A 25,391-nucleotide genomic window follows, 5' to 3' on the forward strand; every position below is an offset into this window, starting at 1 on the left:
CACCAATCTGTACCGTACACACACCTTAGGCACGCCAAAGAAATGGCACCATCTCAACCGTATCTCCCAAACAGGGCGAAGCCCGAAAGAATACTTCGCGTCAAATCAGGCCACTCGGTGGCGGTCAAGAGACCCAAGCACCCCAGCGATGAACCCTCGTAAAACCCCTTTTCTCCCACTCCCGTGGGGGCGCTCGCCGCGCGGGCGTTACTTTGCAAAGATGCAAAGTAACCAAAAATCTTGCACGTGGCGGCTGACCACCTGTGGTCAGCCGTCTCACGTGCTCCCATTTTATACAGATTGTGCGAGTGAGTGGGTGCGGCGCTATCGGGTGGGTTTGTCACACCCGTTCGGCTTATCGTGTGGGATGCGCGAACCAACACTGTTTGCTGCCGCACGTTTGTCGTACGATGACATGAGAACACGCATGGAAGGTGCCTGACAGAGTGGACGTCGGTTAGTGCAATGGTGTTCCTTGTAGGGGCGACCTGCGGTCGCCCATGTTACCCAGCGCCACCAATCTGTACCGTACACACACCTTAGGCACGCCAAAGAAATGGCACCATCTCAACCGTATCTCCCAAACAGGGCGAAGCCCAACAGAATACTTCGCGTCAAATCAGGCCACTCGGTGGCCGTCAAGAGACCCAAGCACTCCAGCGATGAACCCTCGTAAAACCCCTTTTTTTCACTCGACCGCAGTCGTCGTGAAAAAATCGTTTTTTGGTTCTTTTTTTCGACAAAAAAAGAATGCCCCACCGGCAGGTGACCCCTGCGGTAGCAGACCGCCCCGTAGGGGCAAAACAACAATTCAGAGTGAATTTGAAAACGGACGCCCAATGGGCGCCCCTACCATGGAGTGGGGCGAACGCCTCCACGGCAGCAGGACACCTCCGAAGAGGCAAACAAAACCCCCAACTGTAAACAGTTAGGGGCAAATGTATTATTTATTCCATATCGCTCAAAGCGGCTTTGGCCGCCATTTGCTCGGCTTCTTTTTTACTGTGCCCACAACCATTGCCCACCACAGCGTCATTGAGTAACACCTCAGCGTGGAAGGTTTTGTCGTGATCTGGACCGTCCTCGCCCACCATTTGATAGGTGAGCACTTGGTCAGCTTGGCGCTGCACCAACTCTTGCAGAGCGGTTTTGTAGTCTCGCCGTTTGGCCTGCATGGTTTCCTTGGGCGCCACGTCTAACAGCACACGGTGGATTAAATCCGATGCCGCCTGCCGTCCGCCGTCTAAATACACGGCGGCAAACACAGCTTCCACTGCGTCTGCCAAAATGGAAATCCGCGTGCGACCACCACCAGCTTCTTCCCCACGGCCTAAGCAAAGATGGGTACCCAGCTCTAGCTTTTGCGCCACCTCATGGAGACTTTGCTCACAAACCAAGGCAGCACGAATGCGGGTCAAATCGCCTTCGGGTAAGTCTGGGTTCCCTTGAAACAAAAACTCAGCCGTGACAAAACCCAGCACCGAGTCGCCCAAAAACTCCAAACGTTCATTGCTTTGTAAACCTGCGCCACGATGCTCGTTGGCATAGGAGCTGTGGCACAAGGCTTGCGCCAAATACCCTTTATTTTCAAATGTGTATCCAATTTTTTGCTCCAGTGCCTCCATAAGTACGCTCCTCATAAAAGGAACCCATCGGCTAAAAAGCCGATGAATTCTTTTTGCTTTAATTCAATTTCCCAGCGATAAATGCCACGGCATCACCGATGGTTTTCATGCCAGTGAAATCTTCGTCTTGAATTTCGCCCACATCAAAGGCTTCTTCAATGGCCATAACCAATTCCACAAAGTCCACGCTGTCAGCGCCCAAATCGTCCGCCAAAGAAGTTTTCAATGTAATAGACTCCACGTCTACGGCGAATTGCTCTGCCACCAGTTCTTGCAAGGTGCTTAAAATTTCTTCATTACTCATCGTCGTTCTCCTTATATCCATTTGAGTTGATTATACATATTTTCTGGGGTAATCATACGCAAAATCAACCTTGATGTCAAGGGGATTTTTAAAATTTATTGAGAAACTTTTTACACGCACGTAAAAATGACCACAAAAACAGTGACAAATCTTATTCTGGACGTTCCAATTTCATATATTCGATGTTTTCTTCCACCGATTGAATATATCCACTCTGGGCAAAGACCAAGCCTTGACGAATGGCATTTTGGAAGGCCAGTGCGTTGGACGAGCCGTGAGCCTTGATCACAGGCTTGGTCACCCCCAAGAAGGCAGTGCCCCCACTTCGTTGGGGTCAATTTTCTTTTTGAAGGCCTTAAACCCTTTGCTCACCAGCAAAGCACCCAGCTTGGACTTCAAATTGGCAAGGAAAATGGATTTCAGCTCCATGTTCATAAACTTGGCGGTGCCTTCCATGGTTTTGAGCATCACATTACCAGTGAACCCATCAGCCACGATGACATCGGCCTCGCCCAACATAGCATCACTGCCTTCCACGTTGCCGATGAAGTGTAAAAGGCCTTGGTCGTGGGCTTTTTGGAGTAAGCCATAGGTTTCCAATCGCAAGCTATCGCCTTTGGAAGGTTCAGCACCGATGTTCAAAAGACCCACTTTGGGTTGTGCCAAGCCCATGATGTTCTTGGCATAGAGATTGGCCAAGAAGGCAAATTGCAACAGATATTCTGGGGTGCATTCCGCGTTGGCACCGCAGTCACACAACACGGTATGTCCTGTTTTGGTTGGAATTTGAGGGCACAGCGCCGCACGGCGCACACCCCGAATCCGCTTCACCAGCAAGGTGGCGCCAGACAGGAGCGCCCCCGTGGAGCCAGCGGACACAAAGGCATCCCCTGCCCCAGATTTCACCATGTTCAAGCCAACCGTGAGGGAAGAATCTTTCTTGCGCTTAAACGCCGTAGCAGGGTCATCGCAGATTTCCACCACTTCTGTGGCTTCTTGGATGTGAAGGTGCGCAGGCAGAGTGGTCACCCCACAGGCGGTTAATTCCCCCTGTATGGCGTCCAACCGACCCACCAAGGTAATCTCTACGTCATAGGCCTTCAATGCGTCTAGTGCCCCTTGTACGGGGGCTTGAGGGGCATGGTCGCCACCCATGGCGTCTACAATAATATGCTTCATGGTTGTACCTCCTGCGAAATGACCTCGGCTAAACCCAAGGCTCTGTCGGCGATTTCAAGATTTTTCTCCCGTTTGCCCTTCACCTTGCGACCCAAGGGGGGCATGATGCCAAAGTTGATGTTCATGGGTTGGAAGTTGACAATAGACTGGTTTGACACATACAGCCCCAACGCCCCCACAGCGGTTTCTGCTGGGAAGTTGATAGGTGGCTTTCCTTGCAGTCTGCGAGACAGTTCCACCGCCGCCAAATAGCCTGAGGCCGTGGACTCCACATACCCTTCCACCCCTGTCATCTGCCCCACAAAGGTAATCCGAGGGTCAGACTTCAAGCGGTAATAACGGTCAAGGAGTTGGGGGCTATTTAAAAAGGTGTTACGGTGCATCACCCCATAGCGTAAAAACTCGGCATTTTTAAGGGCAGGAATCATGGAAAATACCCGTTTTTGCTCTGGGAACCGCAGATGGGTTTGGAAGCCCACCATATTGTACACGCTACCCTCTGCATTATCTTTGCGCAATTGCACCACGGCGTAGGGCTCACGGCCTGTTTTGGGGTCAGGTAAACCCTTGGGTTTTAAGGGTCCAAAGCACAACGTCTCACGACCGCGCCGCGCCATCACCTCTACAGGCATACACCCTTCAAAGACCATCTTGTCTTCAAAGCCATGAACCTCTGCTTCTTCGGCAGTGGACAGCGCCTCCCAGAAGGCCAAATACTGCTCTTTATCCATAGGGCAGTTGATGTAATCGGCAGTGCCACGGTCGTACCGTGCCGCCATCCAAGCAGACTCCATATCCACGCTTTCCGCTGTCACCAAAGGTGCGGCGGCATCGAAAAAGTGTAAATCCTTGGTGTCACCCAGCAGGCCATGAATGGCATCGGACATGGCATCCGAAGTCAACGGGCCAGTGGCGATGATGACTTCCCCATCGGGAATGGCAGTGACTTCGCCGTCCATAACGGTAATCAGATGGTGGGCTTTCACCTTGGCTGTCACCAATTGGGCAAACCCATGGCGGTCAACCGCCAGCGCACCGCCCGCTTCCACACGGGTTTCCTCGGCGCAAGTCATGAGCAAAGAACCTAGCACACGAAGTTCTTCTTTCAGCAAGCCCACCGCATTTTCAATATGGTCAGAGCGCAGAGAATTGGAACAGCACAGCTCTGCAAAATCATTGGTGTGATGGGCAGGGGTTTTTTTATGGGGCTTCATTTCCCACAAGGTCACGGCAATGCCACGCTCAGCCAATTGCCAAGCCGCCTCACAGCCAGATAAGCCAGCGCCGATAACAGTTACGTTCATAAGGTCTCCTTTTGTTTGGACTAAGGACTAAGAGTGAAAAGCGAAAAACTATCGCCTGCGGGCGGGGAGGGGGCGGACGGCCACAAGGCTGTCCCTACGGATGCACCATCCATCGTTACACGATGCGCCATCGGGGAATGGACGGCCAATGGCCGCCCCTACGATGGGTTTCGGATATCCCAACACGTTCCCACACATGGGAAAACGGCGGGGGCAAGCCCCCGCCCTACGATTTATTCTTTGATTGCCTTTTTGGCAGTTGTTTTCTTGGCAGGTGCTTTTTTAGCGGTTGTCGCCTTTTTGGCAGTGGTGGCTTTTTTAGCTGGGGTTTTCTTCGCCGCTGCGGTTTTGGTGGTTGTTTTCTTTGCCGCTGCTTTGGTGGTCTTTTTAGCTGGCTTTTCTTCTTTCACTTCTTCCCCGTCTTTGGTGGTTTTCCGCTTGGGATAGCCACGCTTATCCTCGGGCAGGAAGTTTTCGCAACCCTCATGGGTGCAGAAGGGCTTTTTAAAGCCTTTACCGCTCTTTTTAAACATGGTATAGCCGCACACCGGGCAATCGTCCTTCACAGGCACATCCCATGTCATAAAGTCGCACTTGGTTTCTTCCACTTTATCGTTGTTGTGGTCACAGCCGTAATAAGTGTAACCCTTGGCAGAAGTTTTCTTCAAAATCCGACCACTACACTTGGGGCAACGGCCGGGCATTTCCACCACCAATGGTTTGGTGAAGGTACAATCAGGATATCCTGGGCAAGCCAAAAAGCGTCCAAAACGGCCACTTTTCACCACCATTTGTTTGCCACATACATCGCAAATTTCTTCGCTCAATTCGTCGGGCACTTTGATGCGAATGCCTTCCAAGGCCGTTTCTGCATCGGTGAGGTTTTGGGAGAAGGTACCGTAAAAATCACGGAGAATTTGCTTCCATTCCAACTCCCCAGCTTCCACATGGTCAAGACGCTCTTCCATATGGGCGGTGAATTGCAAATCAGCAACGTCGGTGAACCGCTCTTTCATCAGTTCGGTGACCACACGCCCTAAGTTGGTGATTTTTAAATATTTGCCCTCTTTCATCACATATTCACGGTCTAAAATGGTAGAAACCGTGGGCGCATAAGTGGAAGGGCGACCAATGCCTTGCTCTTCCATAGCACGGATGAGGGAGGCATCGGTGTAATAAGCTGGGGGATGGGTAAAGTGTTGCTCAGGCAGGAATTCCTTTAAGCTTAACACTTCTCCTTCTTGCAAAGAGGGCAAGGGAGAATATTTCTCTTCCTTTTCATCGTCCTTCCCTTCTTCATACACAGCAGTGTAACCAGAGAATTTCAAGCTGGAAGCACTGGCGCGGAAGGCATGGTCGTTGGCTTCAATTTCCACAGACACACTGTCGTAGATGGCGTTGGACATTTGGCTGGCCATGAAACGGCTCCAAATCAGACGGTACAGACGATATTGCTCCCCAGACAAGTCCTTTTTCAGTTGCTCTGGCGTCCAGTCTACAAAACTGGGGCGGATGGCTTCATGGGCATCTTGAGCAGAGCCCTTGGTTTTGTACACGTTGGGGTTTTGGGATAGTAATCCTTGCCATAGCGCCCTTGGATGAAGGTTTTGGCACCTGCTGCCGCTTCGTCAGAGATACGCAAGGAGTCGGTACGCATATAGGTAATCAAACCCACAGCGCCTTCCCCTGCCACGTCGATGCCTTCGTACAATTGTTGGGCGATGGCCATGGTGCGACGAGGGGTCATAGACAGCTTGCGAGAAGCCTCTTGTTGCAAGGTGGACGTGGTGAACGGGGGGGATGGGCTGCGATATTTATCGCTGCGTTTCACAGTTTTCACCGAGAAAATGGATGCCTTGGTGGCTTCCATGACAGCGTTGACTTCCTCTGCGTTTTTCAGCTCTGCCTTTTTGCCGTTATGCCCATGATAATGGGTGGTGAAGGCAGTCTTTTTCAAATCGTCCATTTGAAGCTGGGCGTCCAAAGACCAATATTCCTCTGGAATAAAGGCTTCGATTTCACGCTCACGGTCGTCCACCATACGGGTGGCAACCGATTGCACGCGACCAGCAGACAGACCGCGGCGAATTTTCTTCCACAGCAGTGGAGAGAGCTGATAGCCCACAATGCGGTCGAGAATCCGCCGTGCTTGCTGGGCATCCACACGGTGTTGCTCGATTTCTCTGGGCTCTACAATGCTCTCTTGCACCACTTTTTTGGTGATTTCGTTAAAAGTGACACGGCAACTGTTGTCGTCGGTCAAGTTTAACAGTTCCTTCAAATGCCAAGAAATAGCTTCCCCTTCACGGTCAGGGTCAGTTGCCAGATAGACCATGGAGGCTCCCTTGGCAGACTTTTTCAAGTCTTTGATGATGTCTTCTTTGCCCTTGATGGGGCCGTAGGCTGGTTCAAAGTCGTTGTCGGTGTCCACACCGATGACGCTTTTGGGAAGGTCACGCAAGTGACCCATACAGGCTTTGACCTGAAAGTCCTTGCCCAAGTATTTTTCAATGGTTTTGGCCTTTGCAGGGGATTCCACAATGACCAGACTATAGTTTGCCATAGTACCTCCAAGCACGGCGAAATGGTGCCGTGATGTTTATTTATTCCACAAGCTGTTAAAAAAACGCCTTTAAGGGCGATTTTTTAACAGCTTGAATATCGCCCAAATATAAAATTTAAAACTTTTCTAATTTATAAAAATATACTTTTTCCCCATAATAGCTATTTCAATGCAGGGCGATTGATTTCACACGAAGGGGCTTCGCCCCCTCGTACTCCCCCAATTCCTCACTTTTCATAAGCTATACTAGTTTATATTTATTCCACAACGCTTACCAGTCGACAATAGAAATTGCCAGCGTCTAAGCGAATATATCCATCTAATTCTAATAGGGTCAGGGCTGAGAGTACACGTCGTGTGGGCAAGCCGCTTCGCTCTGTCACCTCATCCACCACCACAGGGCTATCCCCCATGGTTTGCAAAATGGTGATTTGGTCGTCGGTTAATTTCTCTTTTGCCTGTTTCATGGGGAGCAACTCCCCTGTTGGTTTCACAGCTTCCATCTGCCGCTCTTCATAACCTAGCACCACTGGTTCTTCCAGAGATTGCACAGGCTTTAACTGGGGATATTGTGGCGTATATTCTCGCAAAATATCCCACCCATCGCTGACAAGGCCTGCCCCATCTCGAATGAGATGGTTACAGCCACGACTGGACTCCACATCAATGGGGCCAGGGACGGCGAACACATCTCTACCCTGCTCCAAGGCGGTTTTAGCAGTGATCAATGCCCCAGACTTTTCTGGCGCTTCCACCACCAAGGCGGCTTGGCACAAGCCAGACAAAATACGGTTACGGACAGGAAAGTGCATGGGTTTTGGTTGGGTTTTCGGCGGATATTCCGACACCAACGCCCCTTTGGCGGCAACGTCTTCATATAACTTGCGGTTTTCTCTGGGATAGACCACATCAATGCCGTTGCCCAACACCCCAATGGTGATGCCATCGGCACGCAAGGCACCACGGATGATGGCGGTGTCAATGCCTTTCGCCAGTCCAGACACCACCACAGCACCACCACTGGCCAAGCCAAAACCCAACTTTTCAGCGCAGGCTTCTCCGTAAGGCGTAGCGGAACGGGTGCCCACCCCTGCCACGCACAGCTGCTCGTCCACCATAGGCAGACGGCCTTTCACGTATAGCACGCAAGGGGGATCATAAATGTTGCGCAGTCTGGCAGGATAGGTGGCATCTTGAATGGTGAGGATATGAATGCCCAAGCGGTCGCACTGTGCCAAGATTTCATTGGCACGCTCCAAGCTGTGGTTTTCAAGGCAGGATAACTGTCCACTGGGGATGATTTGCCGCGCTTCTATTTGGTCTAAGTCAGCGAAATACACTTCCTCAGGATCGCCATAATGGTCTAAAAGAGCGTAACGTGATTGGAGTTTCAGACCCTGTAACTGGGTCAACCACAGCCAATATTTGATGGCAGCCATGGGCGCTCACGCTCCTTTCAAGGTGTATCGAAATTGGGCAACGGGCGACCGCAGGTCGCCCCTACAATTTATTGGGTAGGGGCGACCTGTGGTCGCCCGTTCCCTAGTCCTTAGTTTTTAGTTTATCTAAACATTTCCCACAACAGCACCGTGGCGGCGCTGGCGGCATTTAAGGACTCACAATGGGGTTGCATGGGGATTTTCAAGGTTTTCTCGCACAAGGTCAACATCTGCGCCGACAGCCCCTTTCCTTCCGATCCGATGGCAATGGCACAGCGTGTGTAATCTGCCTGCCGCGCATCAATGGTATCGTCCCGCAGGGCGGCACCATACATGGGCAGGGCACTTTCTTGTAGCAATGTCTCTAGTTGCGCATAGGCGCAATTCCACACCTTACAGCGGAAGGCGGCACCCATAGAGGCTCGCAAAGTTTTGGGGTTATACAAATCGGCGCAATTGCCTGTGAGGAGCAGTCCATCCGCCCCAAAGGCATCTGCTGTGCGTAAAATAGTGCCCACGTTTCCTGGGTCTTGCACTGTGTCTAACACCACATAGTGGTTTCCAGTCAAGGTTTGCGGCAAGGTAGCGTCTGGGAGGGCACACACACCCAACAGCCCTTGTGGAGACTGCATGGGAGAGATGGACTGCATCACCTCTGCTGGCACTTCTACCTGCCGCACAGACGCGCCTACCTGTGGCATGGTCATCCCTTGGGTACAAACCAAGGTGTTGACTTCAATGCCATGGGCAAGGGCTTCTTGCATGAGTTTGGGGCTGTCACAAAGGAACAGCCCCTCTTTTTTTCGGGTTTGCGATGAAGTCGCCAGCTTGCGAATCAAGCTACACAAAGCATTTTGGCGGCTGGTGATGGTTTCCATAAGGCGACTCCTTTCGTTGGGGGTTGTGGGGGAATCGGGGGACGGGCGACCACAGGTCGCCCCTACGGTTGAGGGGGGGAATCGGAGGAACGGGGCGGTGGGGCAAGCCCCCGCCGTTTCCCCGACAACATTCAACTTATCAATCCACTGGTCGCATGGTGGGGAACAAAATCACTTCACGGATGCTGTCAGACCCTGTGAGGAGCATGACGCAACGGTCGATACCGATGCCCATGCCACCCGTGGGAGGCATACCGTATTCCAAAGCATGGATGAAGTCTTCGTCCAACATTTCGGCTTCTTCATCGCCACGGGCCCGTTGCTCGGCTTGCTTTTCAAAGCGAGACAATTGGTCGATGGGATCGTTCAATTCAGAATAGGCGTTGGCCAATTCGCTGTGGCAGATGAACAGCTCAAAGCGTTCAGTCAAACGTGGGTCTTGAGGGCTCCGCTTGGTCAAAGGAGACACTTCCACAGGGTACATGGTGATAAAGGTGGGCTGAATCAGCTTTTCTTCCACACGTTGGTCAAAGGTGGCATAGAGTGCATTGCCCCAAGTGGGTTCCGCACTGTCAGCCAACTCAACACCGATAGCCTTCACAGCGGCAATGGCCTCTGCATCGTCAGAGATGGCGTCAAAATCCACACCAGTGTATTTTTTCACAGCGTCTACCATGGAAAGCCGTTCCCAACCGGGGGTCAAGTCTACGGTTTCCCCTAGCCATTCCACTTGGTAAGAACCCAACAGTTCCTTGGCGGCAGAGGCAATGATGCCTTCGGCAATGTCCATCATATCATGGAAATCAGCATAGGCTTGGTATAGCTCCACGCTGGTGAATTCAGGATTGTGCTTGGTGTCCATGCCTTCGTTGCGGAAGATACGGCCAATTTCATACACACGCTCCATACCGCCCACAATCAAACGCTTTAAGGGTAGTTCGGTGGCGATACGCATGAACATATCCAAGTCTAAGGTGTTGTGGTGGGTGATGAAAGGACGGGCGGCAGCGCCAGCAGACACAGTGCCCAGCACAGGGGTTTCCACTTCCATATAGTCCATGTTGTCCAAGTAGTTGCGCATATGCTTAATGAACTTGGAACGGATTTCAAAGTTACGACGGACTTCAGGATTGACAATCAAATCAACATAGCGTTGACGATAGCGCAGCTCACGGTCTTGCAGGCCGTGGAACTTTTCGGGCAGGGGTTGGAGAGACTTGCTCAACAAGGTAATTTCCGTGGCGTGAATGCTCATTTCCCCACGTTGGGTGCGGAAGACAGTGCCTTCTACGCCCACAATATCACCGATGTCGTACTTTTTGAAGCGGTTGTAAGCTTCCTCATCCATGTCGTCACGACGGGCATAGATTTGCAGACGACCGTAACGGTCTTGCAGGTCACAAAAACTCACCTTACCCATGCCACGCTTGCTCATGAGACGGCCAGCAATTTTCACGGCTTGGCCTTCCATGGCGTCAAAGTTTTCTTTGACGGTGGTGGTGTTGGTGGTGCATTCATATTTGGTGTGGACAAAGGGGTCTTGCCCAGCGGCTTGCAACACCGCCAGTTTTTCACGACGCACCTTTAAGATTTCTGATAAATCCTCTTGCTGAGGAACATTCTTTTGTTCAGCCATTGGGTACTCCTTTTATAATATGATTACACCCGAAAAAGCGGGCGACCACAGGTCGCCCCTACAAAGGGGTGTTGTCTGGAGACGGACGACCACAGGTCGTCCCTACGGTCTAAGCGTGTGGGTAGGGGCGACCTGTGGTCGCCCGTCCTCCGCTATTACATCTCGTAGGCGATTTTGCTCACCACATAGCGCATAGCGCCACGGGGTGCTTCTACAGTGACAATTTCCCCTTCTTTGGCGCCTACCAGCGCCTTGCCAAAGGGAGACTCTTCAGAGATGGCACCGTGCATGGGGTCGGCTTCTTGAGAGCCCACAATGCGATAAGACTTGGGCATTGCCCCAGCTTCATTGGTAACAGTGACCGTACAGCCCAGAGAAACCACATCGGTATTCATGTCGCTTTCGCCCACAATCACAGCATATTGCAGCACTTCTTCAATTTCAGCAATGCGAGAATATAGTTTGCCTTGTTCGTTTTTGGCTTCATCATATTCGCTGTTTTCAGACAGATCGCCAAAGCCACGTGCAATCTTAATTTGTTCTGCCACTTCGTCAGAACGAGTGGTTTTCAGATAGTTTAGCTCCACGGTCAACTCGTCAAAGCGATGTTGGCTCATTTTAAATTCTTTTTCCATGGGTTGTTTCCTTTCTCTGCTAAAAAAATCCGTTTAAAACGGTTAGATGTTCTGCTCAGGATAGTCTTACTCTATTTTATACTATTATTATATAATATCACAGGATGGTATTATAGAGACTATTATCTCCATTGTCAAGGTAAATTTTCAGATTTTTCAAAACTCTGTCACAAGTGCCAATTTTACCCACTCTTCTTTCCATGTCTCTGTACTAGCCACCATAGCCCACGCCTGCAAGGGTGATACCTCTGGTGGACACGTCCATTGGGCTGGCCACTGCAATGGTGGCATCGGTTGCGCTTCTTGATACGTCACCACATCAGGGTGCACACCGTCCATTGGCGCAAAGGCCACCACCCCATCACAATTCTCTAGCGCCTCTGCCCCCAAATTACACTGCACCGCCACACCGTAGAGCCGTCGCAACGCTTCACACATCTGCTCCCCTTGTGGCATTTGCAAGCAAAGGTGACGATGACACAAGACCAAGCCCTCTATCACACGCATCACTTGTGGGGTGATACGCTCTGCCACCAAACCCACCGTGGCCTGCTGAGGTGGCAAACCTTTTTCTTGTAAACACCGCTCCAAACACACCATTGCCAACCCTTGGCGCAGTGCCACTGTAGACACTGGCTCCAATCCCTCCATATCTGGCGGACAAACCCCTTGGTGGATGCCCTGTTGATTGAGCCACCGCACCCCCTGTGCCACCCGACGGCGTACCAACCAGTTTGGGGTTCGTTCTGTCCGTTGGATCCACACCCCTTGTACCCAGATAGGCCCCAAACGCCACCGTTGGATCAAAGGTCCTTTCACTGGTTCACGCCATACCATCACTCCATACATTATATATACCCCCTTTTTCCAGTCGTGGGAGTATATGGAATTGGGCGAGGTAGATATACCTATTGTGCACGTGATGATACAATTTTTTCCACTGCCGTGGGGGCTGCTGCCGCAGGGGCGCCACTCCCGTGGGGGCTGCTGCCGCAGGGGCGCCACTCCCGTGGGGGCTGCTGCCGCAGGGGCGCCACTCCCGTGGGGGCTGCTGCCGCAGGGGCGCCACTCCCGTGGGGGCTGCTGCCGCAGGGGCTTTCTTCGCCCTTCTCCCTTTGTAGGGGCGGCTATTAGCCACCCGTGGAAATCAATTGCAATTTGCTTCACCCTGTGGGATTTCTTTGTTTGATAGACTTTTCCCACTCCCGTGGGGGCCACTGCCGCAGGGGCTTTCTTCGCCCTTCTCCCTTTGTAGGGGCGGCTATTAGCCGCCCGTGGAAATCAATTGCAATTTGCTTCACCCTGTGGGAGTTCTCTTTTGATAGACTTTTCCCACTCCGTGGGGGCTGCTGCCGCAGGGGCGCTCGCCGCGCGGGCGTTACTTTGCAAAGATGCAAAGTAACCAAAAATCTTGCACGTGGCAGATGACCACGCGTGGTCATCTGTCTCACGTGCTCCCATTGTATACGGATGGTGCGTGTGAGTGGGTGCGGTGCTAACGGGTGGGTTTGTCACATCCGTTCGGCTTATCGTGTGGGATGCGCGAACCAACGCTGATTGCTGCCGCACATGACTCGTACGATGACATGGGAACACGCATTTGAGGTGCCTTAGATTGTGGACGTCGGTTGGTACGGTGGCGCTGGGGGCGCTGACCTGCGGTCAGCTTGGGTTGTATGCAATGGTGTTCCATGTAGGGGCGACCTACGGTCGCCCGTCTTACCCAACGCCACCAACCTACACCGCCCATCACACCCTAGGCACACCCAAGAAATGGCAACATTTTTCTGCAACATCGCAACAGGGCGAAGCTCGAAAGAATACTTCGCGTCAAATCAGGCCATTCGGTGCCGTTCAAAAAGCCAAAGCACTCCAGCGATGAACCCCCGTAAAAGCCCTTTTTTTCACTCGACCGCAGTCGTCGTGAAAAAATCGTTTTTTGATTCTTTTTTTCGACAAAAAAAGAATGCCCCACCGGCAGGTGACCGCCCCGTAGGGGTAAAACAACAATTCAAAGTGAATCGGAAAACGGGCGCCCAATGGGCGCTCCTACGATGGGGTGGGGGGAATGCCCCACCGGCAGGTGACCGCCCCGTAGGGGCAAAAAACAACAATTCAGAGTGAATCAGAAAACAGACGCCCAATGGGCGCCCCTACGATGGGGCGGGGGCAAATACCCCACCGGCAAGGCACCGCCCCGTAGGGGCAAAAAACGACACAACAGGATGTCCTGTTGTGTCGTTCTTTCTTTTTCATTACCACGCTTCGATATACCCTGTCAAATAAATCAGAGGGTTGAGGCGCTCGCCGTTTTCGGAGATTTCAAAATGGAGGTGAGGCCCAGAGGAAATACCAGTGGAGCCAGTAATGCCCAACACATCCCCTTGGTTCACATAGTCCCCCACAGACACAGAGCGACTGCTCATATGGGCGTACAAAGTGGTGTTGCCACTGCCGTGGGACACCACCACGTAGTTGCCGTAACTACTGGAATATTGAGAGGTAATCACGGTGCCAGCCTTGGCGGCATAGACGCTGGAGTTATAGTACACGCCACCGATGTCCACGCCGTTATGGTAGGTAGATGCACCAGCAATCCCTGTGTTCCGTTCCCCAAAGGGAGAGGTGATACGGCGGCTGGTGACAGGCCAGATGTAGCCCCCCAAGGCAGCTGAGCTACTACCTGCGCTTTGGGCAGCCAACTCAGCAGACTTCGCCATGATTTCCGCTTGCACACTAGCTTCTTCTGCTTCCATGGTAGACATGGCAGACTCATAAGTGCTTTGGTCGGCCATAATCTGGGCAATCAAATCGATTTGGGCTTGGCGCTGTACGTCCAGTTCTGCCACCGTGGACTCCAAGTCATCCTTGGTGTCTTGGGCATCGCTACGGCTCAACTCCAGCACAGCGGCCTGTTGTTCAATGTCGGCTTGAATGGCCTTCAAGTTATCGATAACAGCTTGGTCTGCATCCATAATCTCGTTGATAATATCCAATTGTGCCAGCATATCGGAAAAGCTTTCTGCCCCAAAGAGCACCGACCAATAGCTGGTGGTACCATTTTCCTCCATGGAGCGAACACGGGCGCAAAACAGCTCGTATTGCACCGCTTCTTCCTCTTGGGTTTTCAGCAGTTCTGCCTCAGCAGCGGCAATCAAATCGTCATACCCTTCAATTTGGGTGGTCAGATTAGATGTTTCCGTTTCCAGCAATGAAATCTGAGTGTCTAGCAACGACTTCGCCGCCAGTGCTTGGGATTTGTCGCTGGCCAAGGCGGCAATTTGAGATTCTAAGGCACTCATTTGTGCTTCTAAATTTTCAGACTCCGTCTTCAAGGCATCGATATCATCTTGGGTCACCGCCTGCACCTCTTGGGTCAAGGTAGTGGCGCTCATAGTCATCACCACAGCCAGTGCCATCAAACCAGAGGCAATGCGCTTCCATATTTTTTTCATAGCGCCCTCCTTATACCAGTAAGAACTTGCGGATGGCAGACAAACTACCGCCCACGCCAATGACAATGCCAGCAATGACGAAGGTCATCGCCACGCTGACCCAGATTTCACTAAATTCAATGATGGAAATCAGTTGCAACGAGTCGGTGTTGCCGATGCCAGTGGCCACCGCCTCATACAAGCCCCATTGGAACAAAAAGGCAATGATAGCACCGCCGATGCCCAGCAAAAACCCTTCGTACACAAAGGGCCAGCGGATAAAACCATTGGTGGCACCCACCATACGCATGATGGCGATTTCTTCACGGCGGTCAAAGGTGGTGAGCTTAATCGTGTTTGAAATGATAAACACCGACACCAAAAACAGCACCCCAATCAGCGCTACGCTGACCATGGTGGCAATGTTACGCACCACGGTAAACCCGTCGGCTAAGTCTTGGAAGGCATTGGTGTTGACCACCCCTTCCACCCCTTGCACAGACTTGACTGTGGCAGAGAGTTGCTCCAAATCCACCACGCGAATGGCATAGCGGTCACGGAGAATGTTAGCATCTAAATCTTGATACAGCTCTTCTTCAGGATAGTTGGCAATGAAGGCTTCTTTTGCCTCTTCACGGCTGATGAACGTCACATCTAGCACATTGTCAATGGCTTCTAGTTGGCTCTGCAGAGCCATGGCTTGGGAGGTGGAGTAAGTTTCTTCCACATAGGCCAGAATTTCATTGTCTTGCTCCAAATCCAGCAATTGTGCGTCGGCGTTCACCGCCACAAGGGAGAAGGTGCCCATAATCAAAAGGCAGGCCACGGTCATACCCACGGCGGCAAAGGACATAAAGCCATGGCTCACCATGTTCATCACGCCTTCTTTGGCGAAATATCGGAAATTATGTCTTGCCATTGATTTTCCCCCCTACGTAACCGCCCACCACGTCAGAGATGATGCGTCCTGTTTGCAGTGTGACCACACGCTTACCAAAGCGGTCAACCAAGGCCTTTGCATGGGTCACCACCACCACGGTGGTGCCAAGGGAGTTGATTTTCACCAACAGCTTCATCAAGTCTAAGGCACGCTCTGGGTCAAGGTTCCCTGTTGGTTCGTCGGCGATGATGGTGCTGGGATTGTTAATCAGGGCACGGGCAATGGCCACACGCTGTTGCTCACCACCAGAGAGCTCGGTGGGGAAGCTGTGGGCTTTGCGCTCTAGCCCTACCAGCTTGAGCACGTAGGGAATGCGCTCAACCATTTCCCGTTGACTGGCTCCTACGGCACGCATGACAAAGGCCAGATTTTCGTACACAGTTTTCTTTTCAATCAAACGGAAATCTTGGAAAATAATCCCCAAGGTACGCCGCATCAAAGGCAGTTGACGGTCGGAGATACGGGTGAGGGAAAAGCCGTTGATCATCATTTTCCCAGCGGTACACTCCACTTCCCCTGTTAGCAATTTAATCATGGTGGATTTGCCAGAGCCAGAAGGCCCCACCAAAAAGACAAATTCCCCATCTTCGATATCCATGGAGACACCACGCAACGCCTTGGTGCCGTTGTCGTACTCCATTTCTACGTCTTTTAATTTAATCATGAGATTCCTCGCTTTATCATTTCAAAGGCGATACACTTCGCCCCATAGTTTGCCTTGTCGCAATTGCTTATAATCTTTGATATTATACTATATTTAGTAGTATTTTGCAATAGCCAACACTAGGGAATTGGTGGAAAACCGCCCCACTTGTGAGGTGATTTTGATGAGATTGTGTATGTCATTCCCCACTGCCGTGGGGGCTGCTGCCGTGGGGGACTTTCTTCGCCCTCTCCCCTTGTAGGGGCGGCTAGTAGCGCGCCCGTGGAAACCAATTGCAATTTGCTTCACCCTGTGGGATTTCTTTTTTGATAAACTTTTCCCACTCCCGTGGCGGCTGACCACTTGTGGTCAGCCGTCTCACGTGCTCCCATTTTATACGGATGGTGCGTATGAGTGGGTGCGGTGCTATTGGGTGGGTTTGTCACACCCGTTCGGCTTTTCATGTGGGATGCGCGAACCAACGCTGATTGCTGCCGCACGCAACTCGTGCGATGACATAGTACCACGCATGGAAGGTGCCTAAGCTTGTGGACGTCGATGGGTGCGGTGGCGTTGGGGAGGCGCTGACCTGCGGTCAGCTTGATGTTGGGTGGTGCTGGCCCCCTTGTAGGGGCGACCTGTGGTCGCCCGTCTTACCCAACGCCACCAATCTATACCCCACATACATCCTAGGCACCCCCAAAAAACCGCACCCTTTCCACCGCATCTCCTCAACAGGGCGAAGCCCGAAAGGATACTTCGCGTCAAATCAGGCCACTGGGTGCCGGTCAAAAAGCCCAAGCATCCCAGCGATGAACCCCCGTAAAAGCCCCTTTTTTCACTCGCTCGCAAGCGTTGTGAAAAAATCGTTTTTTGATTCTTTTTGTCGATACAAAAAGAATGCCCGTCTGGCAAGACACCGCCCCGTAGGGGCAAAAAAACCGCCTCTGCAAATGCAGAGACGGCACTTATAACACTTATAACACTTTTTGCAAAAAGCTTTGCAATCTGGGGGATTGGGGGTTGGCAAAGAATTCTTCAGGGGTGTTTTCCTCCATGATATGGCCTTCGTCCATAAACAGCACACGGCTGCCCACTTCACGGGCGAAGCCCATTTCGTGGGTCACCACCACCATGGTCATGCCTTCGTCAGCCAACTGCTTCATCACGTCTAGCACTTCGCCCACCATTTCAGGGTCAAGGGCGGAGGTAGGTTCGTCAAAGAGCATCACCTTAGGCCGCATAGCCAACGCACGGACAATGGCAATGCGCTGTTTTTGACCGCCAGAGAGTTGGGCAGGATAACTGTCAAAACGGTCGGCCAAGCCCACACGTTCCAGCAGTTCCATTGCCACTTTGTTGGCTTCGTCTTGCTTCATCAAGCCTGTTTGCACAGGGGCTAGGGTGATGTTTTTCCCCACGGTCATGTTGGGGAAGAGGTTAAAATGCTGGAACACCATGCCCATGTTGCGACGAATCAAATTGATGTCTTCCTTGGGGTCGGTGATTTCGGTGCCATCAAAGTAAATGGAGCCTGCAGAGGGGGTTTCCAATAGATTTAAACACCGCAAAAAGGTGGATTTCCCAGAGCCAGAGGGCCCGATGACCACCACTTTTTCTCCAGCTTCGATGTGCTGGGTCAAATTGTCTAGCACCAAGTGGGTGCCAAAGGATTTGGATAGATTTTTAACGTCGATCACTGGCGGCCAACCTCCTTTCAAGTTTTCCTTGCCCCCATGTGAGGAGCATCACCATCAACAAATACACCAGTGCCACACCGCACAAAGGGAACATCCCCTGATAGGTTTTGGACTGGATTTGCATGGCCGTTTTGGTCAAGTCCACAAGGCCAATGACGGTGACGATGGAGGTTTCTTTCAGCAAGGTAATGAGCTCATTGCCTAGGGCAGGCAAAATGTTTTTAATGGCTTGGGGGATGATGATATGGCGCATCACAGGGGCATATTTCATACCCAGAGAGCGCCCTGCTTCCATTTGTCCACGGTCCACACTCATAATACCACCACGGATAATTTCTGCCACATAAGCGCCAGAGTTGATACCAAACACCAGCACTGCAATGCCAAAGGTATTGCGACTATTGGCGAAAATAACCAAGTATGCAATGAGCAACTGCACCATGGCTGGTGTACCACGGATGACCGTAATATACACCTTGCAAATGCCATTTAGAATGCCCAAAACAAGGTTCTTTCGCTGGCGTTGTTGGTCGTGAGCGGTGCGGATGACAGCGATGATGATACCCAGCGCTGTGCCCAATAGCAGCGCCAAAATGGTCAACTGAATGGTGACCACAATGCCGTCTAAGTACAGCAAATAGCGCTGGCCTTCCACAAAACTTTGGTAAAAATCGTGAATCATTTCTTGGTGGAAGGGAATTTCTTGACCCAGTTCACGGAGCTGGGTGTAGGCGGCTTCGGCATTTTCCCAAAAACCCATTGGCAAAGTCTCCTTTTCTCTATTTGTTAGCAATGGTAAAATAAATATTTGTAGGGGCGGATTTCTATATCCGCCCGTGAAAGGGATATTTCTAGGAAACGGGCGGATATAGAATCCGCCCCTACGGTACATCCCACAATATTTTACAAAAGGCGGAATGTTTTCACCATACCGATACAACGCACAAAACAAGGTGGCATAACGCCACCTTGTTTGCTTTGTAGTTCAGTGCGTAATTCTATTTTACTCTGCCACGATGTACTTGTCAACAATAGATTGCACAGTGCCGTCAGCAATCAGAGCAGCCAAAGCTTCGTTGATGGCAGCGCTGAGTGCAGTGTTGTCCTTAGACACACCGATAGCGTAATCTTCCACAGCGAATTCGGTGTCCAGAATGGACAGGCCTTCGTTGGCAGCCACAAATTCAATGGCAGGTTGGTTGTCGATGACCACGCAGTCCACTTTGCCAGCCATCAGAGCTTGCACAGCGGTGGCACCGTTGGCATAAGCGATGACGTGTTCTTCGCCATAGCCATACTCTTCCACAGGAGCAGAGCAGTAGATATAGCCAGTGGTGCCTTCTTGGGTGCCGATCATAATGTCGTCGCCTTCCATATCATCGATGGATTGGACAGCGCCGCCGTCAGCCACGATGACCACTTGGATGCCAGTGGCATAAGAGTCGGAGAAGTCCACGTTTTGCTTACGTTCATCGGTGACGGTCAGACCAGCCATGGCGATGTCGCTCTTGCCGTTTTGCACAGCGATGATGACGGTGCCAAAGTCCATGTCGTCCACAACCAATTCCAGACCCAGAGACGCAGCAATGGCGGTAGCGATTTCCACGTCAATGCCTTCGTAAGATCCGTCGTCAGCAATCATTTCGTAGGGAGGGAATGCAGCATTGGTAGCCATGTACAGCTTGCCGTCTTCCACGGTGGTGAAGGTAGCTTCGGTGGTTTCGGTGGTGGTTGCTTCGGTGGTAGTGGTTTCAGTGGTGGTGGTTTCGGTGGTGGAGCTGGAGCAAGCTGCCAAGGACAACGCCATGGTCAGAGCCAGAATAGAGGCAAACAGCTTTTTCATATTACAAATTTCCTTTTCATTTCTCCTGCATAATTATGCAAACTTAGTATGGTGATACAGTATCACTTATCCCTTTGTTTGTCAATACCTTTGTCGGAATTGCCTAATGATATCAGAAATATTTATACACCATGACCAATCTCAACGTTTACTGCAGTTGATATTTTTGCATATTTAATTCATATGCGGTTTGGAAGGCTTCCCCTTTGTGCAAATCATGGTTGTGGCTAAAGGATTCACCAGAGGTGGCAATGCTTTCCAGCACACGCAGAGCCACGTTGGAGCAGTGGTCGCCGATGCGTTCGCAGTCGGTGAGCAAATCGCTGAGCACCATGCCCATTTGAATGGTGCAACTGCCATCTTGCAAGCGTTGGATATGGCGCAGGCGAATTTGTTCAATCAGCTCGTCAATGGTTTCTTCCAAGGGTTCCACTTCCATGGCGGTGCCCCTGTCCAAGGTTTTAAAGCTGGAGATGGTGGCGATGAGAATTTCATCCAAGGCCCCAAAGAGCACTTGCAAATCATCTTCTGCTTGGGTGGAGAACACCAACTGCTTATCACGTAGTTCTTGACCTGTTTGCACCAAGTTGGCGGCGTGGTCACTGAGTCGTTCAAAATCACCGATGCAGTGGAGCAAACGGGTCACATTGCGGCTATCTTGAGAGGAAATGTTGTGACGGGTGATTTCCACCAAGAACGAGCCCAAACGGTCTTCATATACGTCGATGGTATCTTCATCGGCAAGGACTTGCTTGGCGGCCGCTTCGTTATATTCCCAGATTTGATTCATAGCAGAACGGACACACTTGTGGGTCAAGTCAGCCATTTCATGACCTACGCTGACGCATTCGGTGACAGCCACACCGGGGGTGTTGAGCAAGCGGCTGTCCAAAAAGGCAACCCCATGGCTTGTCTCACGTTCAGAGATAACTTTATTGGCAATCCACTCCAGCTTCGAGGTAAAGGGCAGGAGCATCAAGGTCGTCAAAATGTTGAAAATAGAGTGGCACAGTGCAATGCCAGTGACGGAAATGGCCTCATTCATAAAGGCCAAGGGGTAGACGGCATGGATGGAATAGAAAATCACCATAAAGATGGTAGAACCAATCAGGTTAAAAGAAATGTGCACCACAGCCACACGGCGGGCGTTGGGGCTCACGCCGATGGAGGAGAGCAAAGCGGTGATACAAGTACCGATATTTTGCCCCAAGATAATGGGCACAGCCACAGCGCCGGGCACAATACCAGACAGCGCCAACGCTTGCAAAATACCCACAGAGGCAGAGGAGGATTGAATCAGCGCAGTGAAGCCAGCGCCGAATAAAATACCCAAAATAGGATTTTCAAAGGTGACCATCATAGAGGTGAAGGCTTCGTTTTCAGCCAGAGGGCTAAGGGCGCCTTCCATCATTTGCATCCCGTACATCAGCACGGCAAAACCCACCATGGTACGGCCGATGTCACGGCGACGTTGATGCTTGCTGGTCATGATTAAAATCACACCAATGAAGGCAAGCAATGGGGAGAAGTTTTTGGGTTTGAGCATTTGCACAAACACGTTGGAGCTAGAAATGCCAGTCAATGATAAAATCCAAGCCGTGACGGTGGTGCCGATATTGGTGCCTAAAATCACACCAATACTGGATTGCAAGGTCATGACGTTAGAGTTGACCAAGCCCACCAGCATCACGGTGACAGCGGAAGAAGATTGAATGGCAACGGTGATACCAACGCCTAAAGCCAAGGCCTTAAAACGGTTTTCCGTCATGCGCCGTAAAATCAATTCCAACTTACTACCAGCCATTTTTTCTAAGCTCTGAGACATAGAGCTCATGCCGTGGAGGAAAAAGGCAAGGCCGCCTAACAGGGTGAATATCGAGAAAATATCCATGATGGGACTCTCCTACTTTTCTATATTTTTTCAAGTTTCATCGTCTTCTCCATAGCAGAGAATGACGCTTACTCCTATTATACCAATAAGGAAATATAAAAGGAAGTGGTAAAATAAAATCTGTGTAAATTAATATGAAATGGGTGTAAAATCATACCCATTTTATGAATTTTTACCAATATTTTTACAGCGCGCGTCACATTTTTTTCACTGCTACCATACACTGCTGATAAAGGCAGGTTTTCTCTGCCTTTATGAAAGGAGGCACCCATGACCAAAGAGAAACTTTTGTCCCTAGCGCAATATGAGCTAGGTGTGATGGAAAGTCCTGCTGGCTCCAACCGTGTAAAATACAACACCGCTTATTACGGCGGTGAAGTCTCTGGCGCCCAATACCCTTGGTGCTGTGTGTTTTTGTGGTGGCTATTTGACCAATGTGAGGCCAAAGAACTATTTTATGGAGGTGGCAAAACTGCCTCTTGTGGTGCTCTGGCTCGTTACGGACAGGCCAATAACCAATATGTAACCGATGACTACCATGTGGGAGATTTGGTGTTTTTCCACTTTGGTGGCTCCACCATTGTCCACATTGGCATTGTTGAGCAGGTGCGTGAGAGCGGCGCACTGGTTACCATTGAAGGCAACACCGGCACCGCCAGTGAAGACAACGGCGGCTGTGTGATGCGCCGTGTGCGCCCACTGTCTTACGTGGCTGGGGCATACCGCCCCCATTATGATGAGGAGGAAGAACCTGTGACCTATCGACTTTTAAGCGACATTCCCGAGGCCTTTCGTGGTGTGATGGAACTGCTGATTGAAGCAGGGATTTTGCAAGGCACCCACACAGATGTGGAAACCCAAAGCCCTGTGCTGGATGTAACCCACACCCAAGTGCGCACCTTGGTACTGGTGTACCGCGGTGGCGGCTTTGACGCCAAACTGGTGCAAGAAGGGTTACCCCCAGCCGTACCCGTGGCGGAATGACGAAAGACTAAGGGTGAAGGACGAAAGATTAAAAACGGGCGACCGCAGGTCGCCCCTACATCTGTAATGAAAGAGCCTGTTGCGGCTGCAACAGGCTCTTTCACCCTTAGTCTTTAGTCCTTCACAGGCACCTTAAACCAAAATGCTACGGTGCCGTCCCCATTGGTAACGCCCACGGTGCCACCATGGGCTTCGATGCAGGTTTTGACAATATAGAGCCCCAACCCCACTCGTTTTTGCCCTTTTTGGGTGCGAGATTGGTCGGCACGGTAAAAACTCTCCCAAATATGGGGCAAATCCGCTTGGGCAATGGGTTGCCCCGGATTTGCCACCATTACCGTAATCTCTTGCCCCTCTCGGGTCACAGAAACGGTGATGGTATCTCCTTGCTCACTGTGGGCCAAGGCATTGGACAAATAGTTGTTGAGGGCTTGCTCCAAATATTTCTCATCCCCATGACACCACAGCTCTGGCAGGATTTCCCCCACCAAGTTACGCTCTTTAAATAACGGTGTTTGCTTATCCAGTATTCCAGATGCAAAGGCTGAGAAGTCTAAATCGTGGCAATCAAGCTGCAACAATCCGTTTTCAATAGAAGAAATATCTAGCATTTGCCCCACCATGGCATTCAAACCCGCCGCTTCTTCAATGATGGTATCGTAATAATAGGTTTTATCGATGCCGGGAACATCTGCGCGCAAGCTTTCGCTGTACATCATCAGCATAGACAACGGTGTTTTCATTTCATGAGAAATGTTGGCGATGAATTGGCGGCGCATTTGCTCAAGGCGCTGCGCCTGTTCTACCTGCACCGTTAAATCTTCTTTGTCTGCATGAAGCTGGGTAATCATCTCCTCTAGATTTTTGGACATGGTGTTGATGCTCACCGCCAGAGAGCTTAGCTCCGCTTGGGTCACATCCTCGTCAGCTCGCTGGGCAAAATGCAGGTTTGCCACATTTTGTGCCACGGCTTCTATTTTCAAAATGGGCTTGGTCAGCCGATTGGTGAAAAACACCACCCAAACCAACGCAATCAACACAGCAAACCCAGAGGCCACCACGCTACTACGGGTGAAGAGCATCACGTTGGTGTCAATGGCACGGATGCTGGTCCAAATGTAAATGGTGCGACTTTCCCCTTGGTGTTCAATGGTTTGCTCTAAGTGGATGACCGTCATGTCACTGTCTGGCTCAGGGGTTGCCATGACAGGCGTTGCCACTGGAGGGACATCCTCTGCACCTGGCATCTGAATTTCCTTCCGATTTTCAAAAGGATCAGACGAAAAAATCACAGCGCCATCTGCCCCAGTGATCTGCACGCGGAGATTTTCCACATCTTGAAACTCCGAGACAATGCCATAAATCACACGGGGGTCATCGCTATAGCCTGCCACCAGTTGGGAAAACAACGTCTCAATCTGGTCTTCTTTTTGTTGCCATGCCATGCTTTTGGCAAAGTATTGATTAAACAGTATTTGCAAAATCAAGCTGAGCACTAAAATGAGCACGCAAAACAGCGCCATCTCCATTCGCAAGCCCAGACGGCGTTTTTTCATTCTGTCACCTCAAAACGATACCCCACTCGGAACACCGTTTTCAAATAATGGGCATAGACTTGGGTCATTTTACTGCGCAACTGTTTCACATGGGTGTCCACCGTCCGCAAATCTCCATCAAAATCATAGCCCCAGACAGCATTGAGGATTTGGTCACGAGACAAAATTACCTTTTGGTTCAGCATGAGATACGACAACAAATCAAACTCACGACGGGTCAAGTCTACAGACTTCCCATCGATGGTGACACCGCGGCTGTTTTGGTCAACGCTGATACCACCAGCGGTGAGCACAGGGTTGTCCCCTTTGCCAAGGCGTTGAAGGAGGGCTTCAATCCGCAGATGAAGCACCGATTGGGAGAATGGCTTGATGATATAGTCATCTGCCCCTGAACGGAAGCCACGGATTTGGTCGTATTCCTCCCCTTTAGCCGTGAGGAAAATCACTGGCACCAACGAGGTTTCTCGCAATTCTTGTAGCACAGCCACACCGTCTTTTTTGGGCATCATCACGTCTAGCAAAATCAAATCGATGTCGGTGCTGTTGTGGTAAAACATCTCCAACGCTTGTTCACCATCATAAGCGCACAGCACCCCATAGCCCACAGCCGACAGGTAGTCTCGCAGGACACGGACAATTCGCTCTTCATCATCCACTATTAAAATAAGTCTTTGATTTCCACGCATACACGTCTTCCTCGTTTCATCTCTTTATTTCTTCTTTTCATTATCAGTATAACAAATTCTCCAGATATTTACCACGTTTTATTCCAAATATACCAATTTTTTCTTAAAGATACATTGAACACAAACAGTTACAATCCGCCCCAAAAGCTTG

At 51.0% G+C, this 25,391-nt stretch carries 18 protein-coding genes and 2 pseudogenes; 1 reads left to right on the forward strand and 19 read right to left on the reverse strand.

What is annotated here, in order from left to right; all coding sequences use genetic code 11:
• Positions 1–947 precede the first annotated feature (947 nt).
• The 17 genes and pseudogenes from rnc to RFF05_RS05885 all read right to left on the reverse strand — a co-directional run bounded on the left by rnc (position 948) and on the right by RFF05_RS05885 (position 22,014).
• On the reverse strand, positions 948–1,625 hold the full coding sequence (gene rnc, locus RFF05_RS05805) for a ribonuclease III (RefSeq protein ID WP_409969430.1): 678 nt from the start codon (positions 1,623–1,625) through the stop codon (positions 948–950).
• Positions 1,626–1,683: 58 nt separating this feature from the next.
• Complete coding sequence (acpP, locus tag RFF05_RS05810) at positions 1,684–1,929, reverse strand: acyl carrier protein (RefSeq protein WP_409969431.1); 246 nt, start codon at positions 1,927–1,929, stop codon at positions 1,684–1,686.
• A 151-nt stretch (positions 1,930–2,080) separates the two neighbouring features.
• Positions 2,081–3,108: pseudogene (plsX, locus tag RFF05_RS05815) on the reverse strand (phosphate acyltransferase PlsX).
• Positions 3,105–4,412 carry a methylenetetrahydrofolate--tRNA-(uracil(54)-C(5))-methyltransferase (FADH(2)-oxidizing) TrmFO gene (gene trmFO / locus RFF05_RS05820; RefSeq protein WP_409969432.1) on the reverse strand — a complete coding sequence of 436 codons (1,308 nt, stop codon included), beginning with the start codon at positions 4,410–4,412 and terminating at the stop codon, positions 3,105–3,107. The pseudogene plsX and the gene trmFO overlap by 4 nt, the downstream one beginning before the upstream one ends.
• 233 nt (positions 4,413–4,645) lie before the next feature.
• A pseudogene (topA, locus tag RFF05_RS05825) lies at positions 4,646–6,975 on the reverse strand (type I DNA topoisomerase).
• A gap of 257 nt (positions 6,976–7,232) precedes the next feature.
• Positions 7,233–8,414 carry a DNA-processing protein DprA gene (gene dprA, locus RFF05_RS05830; RefSeq protein ID WP_409969433.1) on the reverse strand — a complete coding sequence of 394 codons (1,182 nt, stop codon included), beginning with the start codon at positions 8,412–8,414 and terminating at the stop codon, positions 7,233–7,235.
• 122 nt (positions 8,415–8,536) lie between these two features.
• The gene (locus tag RFF05_RS05835) at positions 8,537–9,292 is read right to left on the reverse strand and encodes a TrmH family RNA methyltransferase (protein WP_409969434.1); all 756 of its coding nucleotides are present in this window, start codon (positions 9,290–9,292) and stop codon (positions 8,537–8,539) included.
• A 139-nt stretch (positions 9,293–9,431) separates the two neighbouring features.
• Positions 9,432–10,928 carry a lysine--tRNA ligase gene (gene lysS / locus RFF05_RS05840; RefSeq protein ID WP_409969435.1) on the reverse strand — a complete coding sequence of 499 codons (1,497 nt, stop codon included), beginning with the start codon at positions 10,926–10,928 and terminating at the stop codon, positions 9,432–9,434.
• Between the two features lie 155 nt (positions 10,929–11,083).
• Positions 11,084–11,563 carry a transcription elongation factor GreA gene (greA, locus tag RFF05_RS05845; RefSeq protein ID WP_409969436.1) on the reverse strand — a complete coding sequence of 160 codons (480 nt, stop codon included), beginning with the start codon at positions 11,561–11,563 and terminating at the stop codon, positions 11,084–11,086.
• A gap of 156 nt (positions 11,564–11,719) precedes the next feature.
• Positions 11,720–12,412: a hypothetical protein gene (locus RFF05_RS05850; protein WP_409969437.1), complete on the reverse strand. Its 693-nt coding sequence runs from the start codon at positions 12,410–12,412 to the stop codon at positions 11,720–11,722.
• Positions 12,413–13,818: 1,406 nt separating this feature from the next.
• Entirely contained in the window at positions 13,819–15,018 is a 1,200-nt protein-coding gene (locus RFF05_RS05855) for a murein hydrolase activator EnvC family protein (protein ID WP_409969438.1), read from the reverse strand.
• Between the two features lie 10 nt (positions 15,019–15,028).
• Entirely contained in the window at positions 15,029–15,916 is an 888-nt protein-coding gene (ftsX, locus tag RFF05_RS05860) for a permease-like cell division protein FtsX (RefSeq protein WP_409969439.1), read from the reverse strand.
• Positions 15,903–16,601: a cell division ATP-binding protein FtsE gene (gene ftsE, locus RFF05_RS05865; RefSeq protein ID WP_409969440.1), complete on the reverse strand. Its 699-nt coding sequence runs from the start codon at positions 16,599–16,601 to the stop codon at positions 15,903–15,905. The genes ftsX and ftsE overlap by 14 nt, the downstream gene beginning before the upstream one ends.
• A 956-nt stretch (positions 16,602–17,557) precedes the next feature.
• Positions 17,558–18,280, reverse strand: a complete 723-nt coding sequence (locus RFF05_RS05870; RefSeq protein WP_409969441.1) for an amino acid ABC transporter ATP-binding protein — start codon at positions 18,278–18,280, stop codon at positions 17,558–17,560.
• Positions 18,267–19,040, reverse strand: a complete 774-nt coding sequence (locus tag RFF05_RS05875; RefSeq protein WP_409969442.1) for an amino acid ABC transporter permease — start codon at positions 19,038–19,040, stop codon at positions 18,267–18,269. The genes RFF05_RS05870 and RFF05_RS05875 overlap by 14 nt, the downstream gene beginning before the upstream one ends.
• 243 nt (positions 19,041–19,283) lie before the next feature.
• Complete coding sequence (locus tag RFF05_RS05880; RefSeq protein WP_409969443.1) at positions 19,284–20,123, reverse strand: ABC transporter substrate-binding protein; 840 nt, start codon at positions 20,121–20,123, stop codon at positions 19,284–19,286.
• Between the two features lie 148 nt (positions 20,124–20,271).
• On the reverse strand, positions 20,272–22,014 hold the full coding sequence (locus RFF05_RS05885) for a Na/Pi cotransporter family protein (protein WP_409969444.1): 1,743 nt from the start codon (positions 22,012–22,014) through the stop codon (positions 20,272–20,274).
• A gap of 270 nt (positions 22,015–22,284) precedes the next feature.
• Here RFF05_RS05885 and RFF05_RS05890 point away from each other — a divergent pair, with 270 nt between their 5' ends.
• Entirely contained in the window at positions 22,285–22,998 is a 714-nt protein-coding gene (locus RFF05_RS05890) for a CHAP domain-containing protein (protein ID WP_409969445.1), read from the forward strand.
• Positions 22,999–23,111: 113 nt separating this feature from the next.
• On the opposite strand, the gene RFF05_RS05895 is transcribed toward RFF05_RS05890, so the two are convergent.
• Together RFF05_RS05895 and RFF05_RS05900 are read right to left on the reverse strand one after the other, a co-directional pair.
• A complete protein-coding gene (locus RFF05_RS05895) occupies positions 23,112–24,554 on the reverse strand; it encodes a sensor histidine kinase (RefSeq protein WP_409969446.1) in 1,443 nt (480 codons plus the stop codon).
• On the reverse strand, positions 24,551–25,240 hold the full coding sequence (locus tag RFF05_RS05900; protein ID WP_409969447.1) for a response regulator transcription factor: 690 nt from the start codon (positions 25,238–25,240) through the stop codon (positions 24,551–24,553). The genes RFF05_RS05895 and RFF05_RS05900 overlap by 4 nt, the downstream gene beginning before the upstream one ends.
• Positions 25,241–25,391: the final 151 nt, after the last annotated feature.

The sequence above is a fragment of the Bengtsoniella intestinalis genome (assembly GCF_039719005.1).
Classification (GTDB): domain Bacteria; phylum Bacillota; class Clostridia; order Oscillospirales; family Oscillospiraceae; genus Oscillibacter; species Oscillibacter intestinalis.

What these genes read in the sequence shown, in the direction of transcription:
- dprA (WP_409969433.1), bottom strand. Translation starts at nt 8,414, where the DNA reads ATGGCTGCCATCAAATATTGGCTGTGGTTGACCCAGTTACAGGGTCTG.
- RFF05_RS05885 (WP_409969444.1), bottom strand. Translation starts at nt 22,014, where the DNA reads ATGGATATTTTCTCGATATTCACCCTGTTAGGCGGCCTTGCCTTTTTC.
- RFF05_RS05855 (WP_409969438.1), bottom strand. Translation starts at nt 15,018, where the DNA reads ATGAAAAAAATATGGAAGCGCATTGCCTCTGGTTTGATGGCACTGGCT.
- trmFO (WP_409969432.1), bottom strand. Translation starts at nt 4,412, where the DNA reads ATGAACGTAACTGTTATCGGCGCTGGCTTATCTGGCTGTGAGGCGGCT.
- ftsE (WP_409969440.1), bottom strand. Translation starts at nt 16,601, where the DNA reads ATGATTAAATTAAAAGACGTAGAAATGGAGTACGACAACGGCACCAAG.
- lysS (WP_409969435.1), bottom strand. Translation starts at nt 10,928, where the DNA reads ATGGCTGAACAAAAGAATGTTCCTCAGCAAGAGGATTTATCAGAAATC.
- RFF05_RS05900 (WP_409969447.1), bottom strand. Translation starts at nt 25,240, where the DNA reads ATGCGTGGAAATCAAAGACTTATTTTAATAGTGGATGATGAAGAGCGA.
- rnc (WP_409969430.1), bottom strand. Translation starts at nt 1,625, where the DNA reads ATGGAGGCACTGGAGCAAAAAATTGGATACACATTTGAAAATAAAGGG.
- RFF05_RS05880 (WP_409969443.1), bottom strand. Translation starts at nt 20,123, where the DNA reads ATGAAAAAGCTGTTTGCCTCTATTCTGGCTCTGACCATGGCGTTGTCC.
- RFF05_RS05835 (WP_409969434.1), bottom strand. Translation starts at nt 9,292, where the DNA reads ATGGAAACCATCACCAGCCGCCAAAATGCTTTGTGTAGCTTGATTCGC.
- RFF05_RS05890 (WP_409969445.1), top strand. Translation starts at nt 22,285, where the DNA reads ATGACCAAAGAGAAACTTTTGTCCCTAGCGCAATATGAGCTAGGTGTG.
- greA (WP_409969436.1), bottom strand. Translation starts at nt 11,563, where the DNA reads ATGGAAAAAGAATTTAAAATGAGCCAACATCGCTTTGACGAGTTGACC.
- RFF05_RS05850 (WP_409969437.1), bottom strand. Translation starts at nt 12,412, where the DNA reads ATGTATGGAGTGATGGTATGGCGTGAACCAGTGAAAGGACCTTTGATC.
- RFF05_RS05875 (WP_409969442.1), bottom strand. Translation starts at nt 19,040, where the DNA reads ATGGGTTTTTGGGAAAATGCCGAAGCCGCCTACACCCAGCTCCGTGAA.
- acpP (WP_409969431.1), bottom strand. Translation starts at nt 1,929, where the DNA reads ATGAGTAATGAAGAAATTTTAAGCACCTTGCAAGAACTGGTGGCAGAG.
- RFF05_RS05895 (WP_409969446.1), bottom strand. Translation starts at nt 24,554, where the DNA reads ATGAAAAAACGCCGTCTGGGCTTGCGAATGGAGATGGCGCTGTTTTGC.
- ftsX (WP_409969439.1), bottom strand. Translation starts at nt 15,916, where the DNA reads ATGGCAAGACATAATTTCCGATATTTCGCCAAAGAAGGCGTGATGAAC.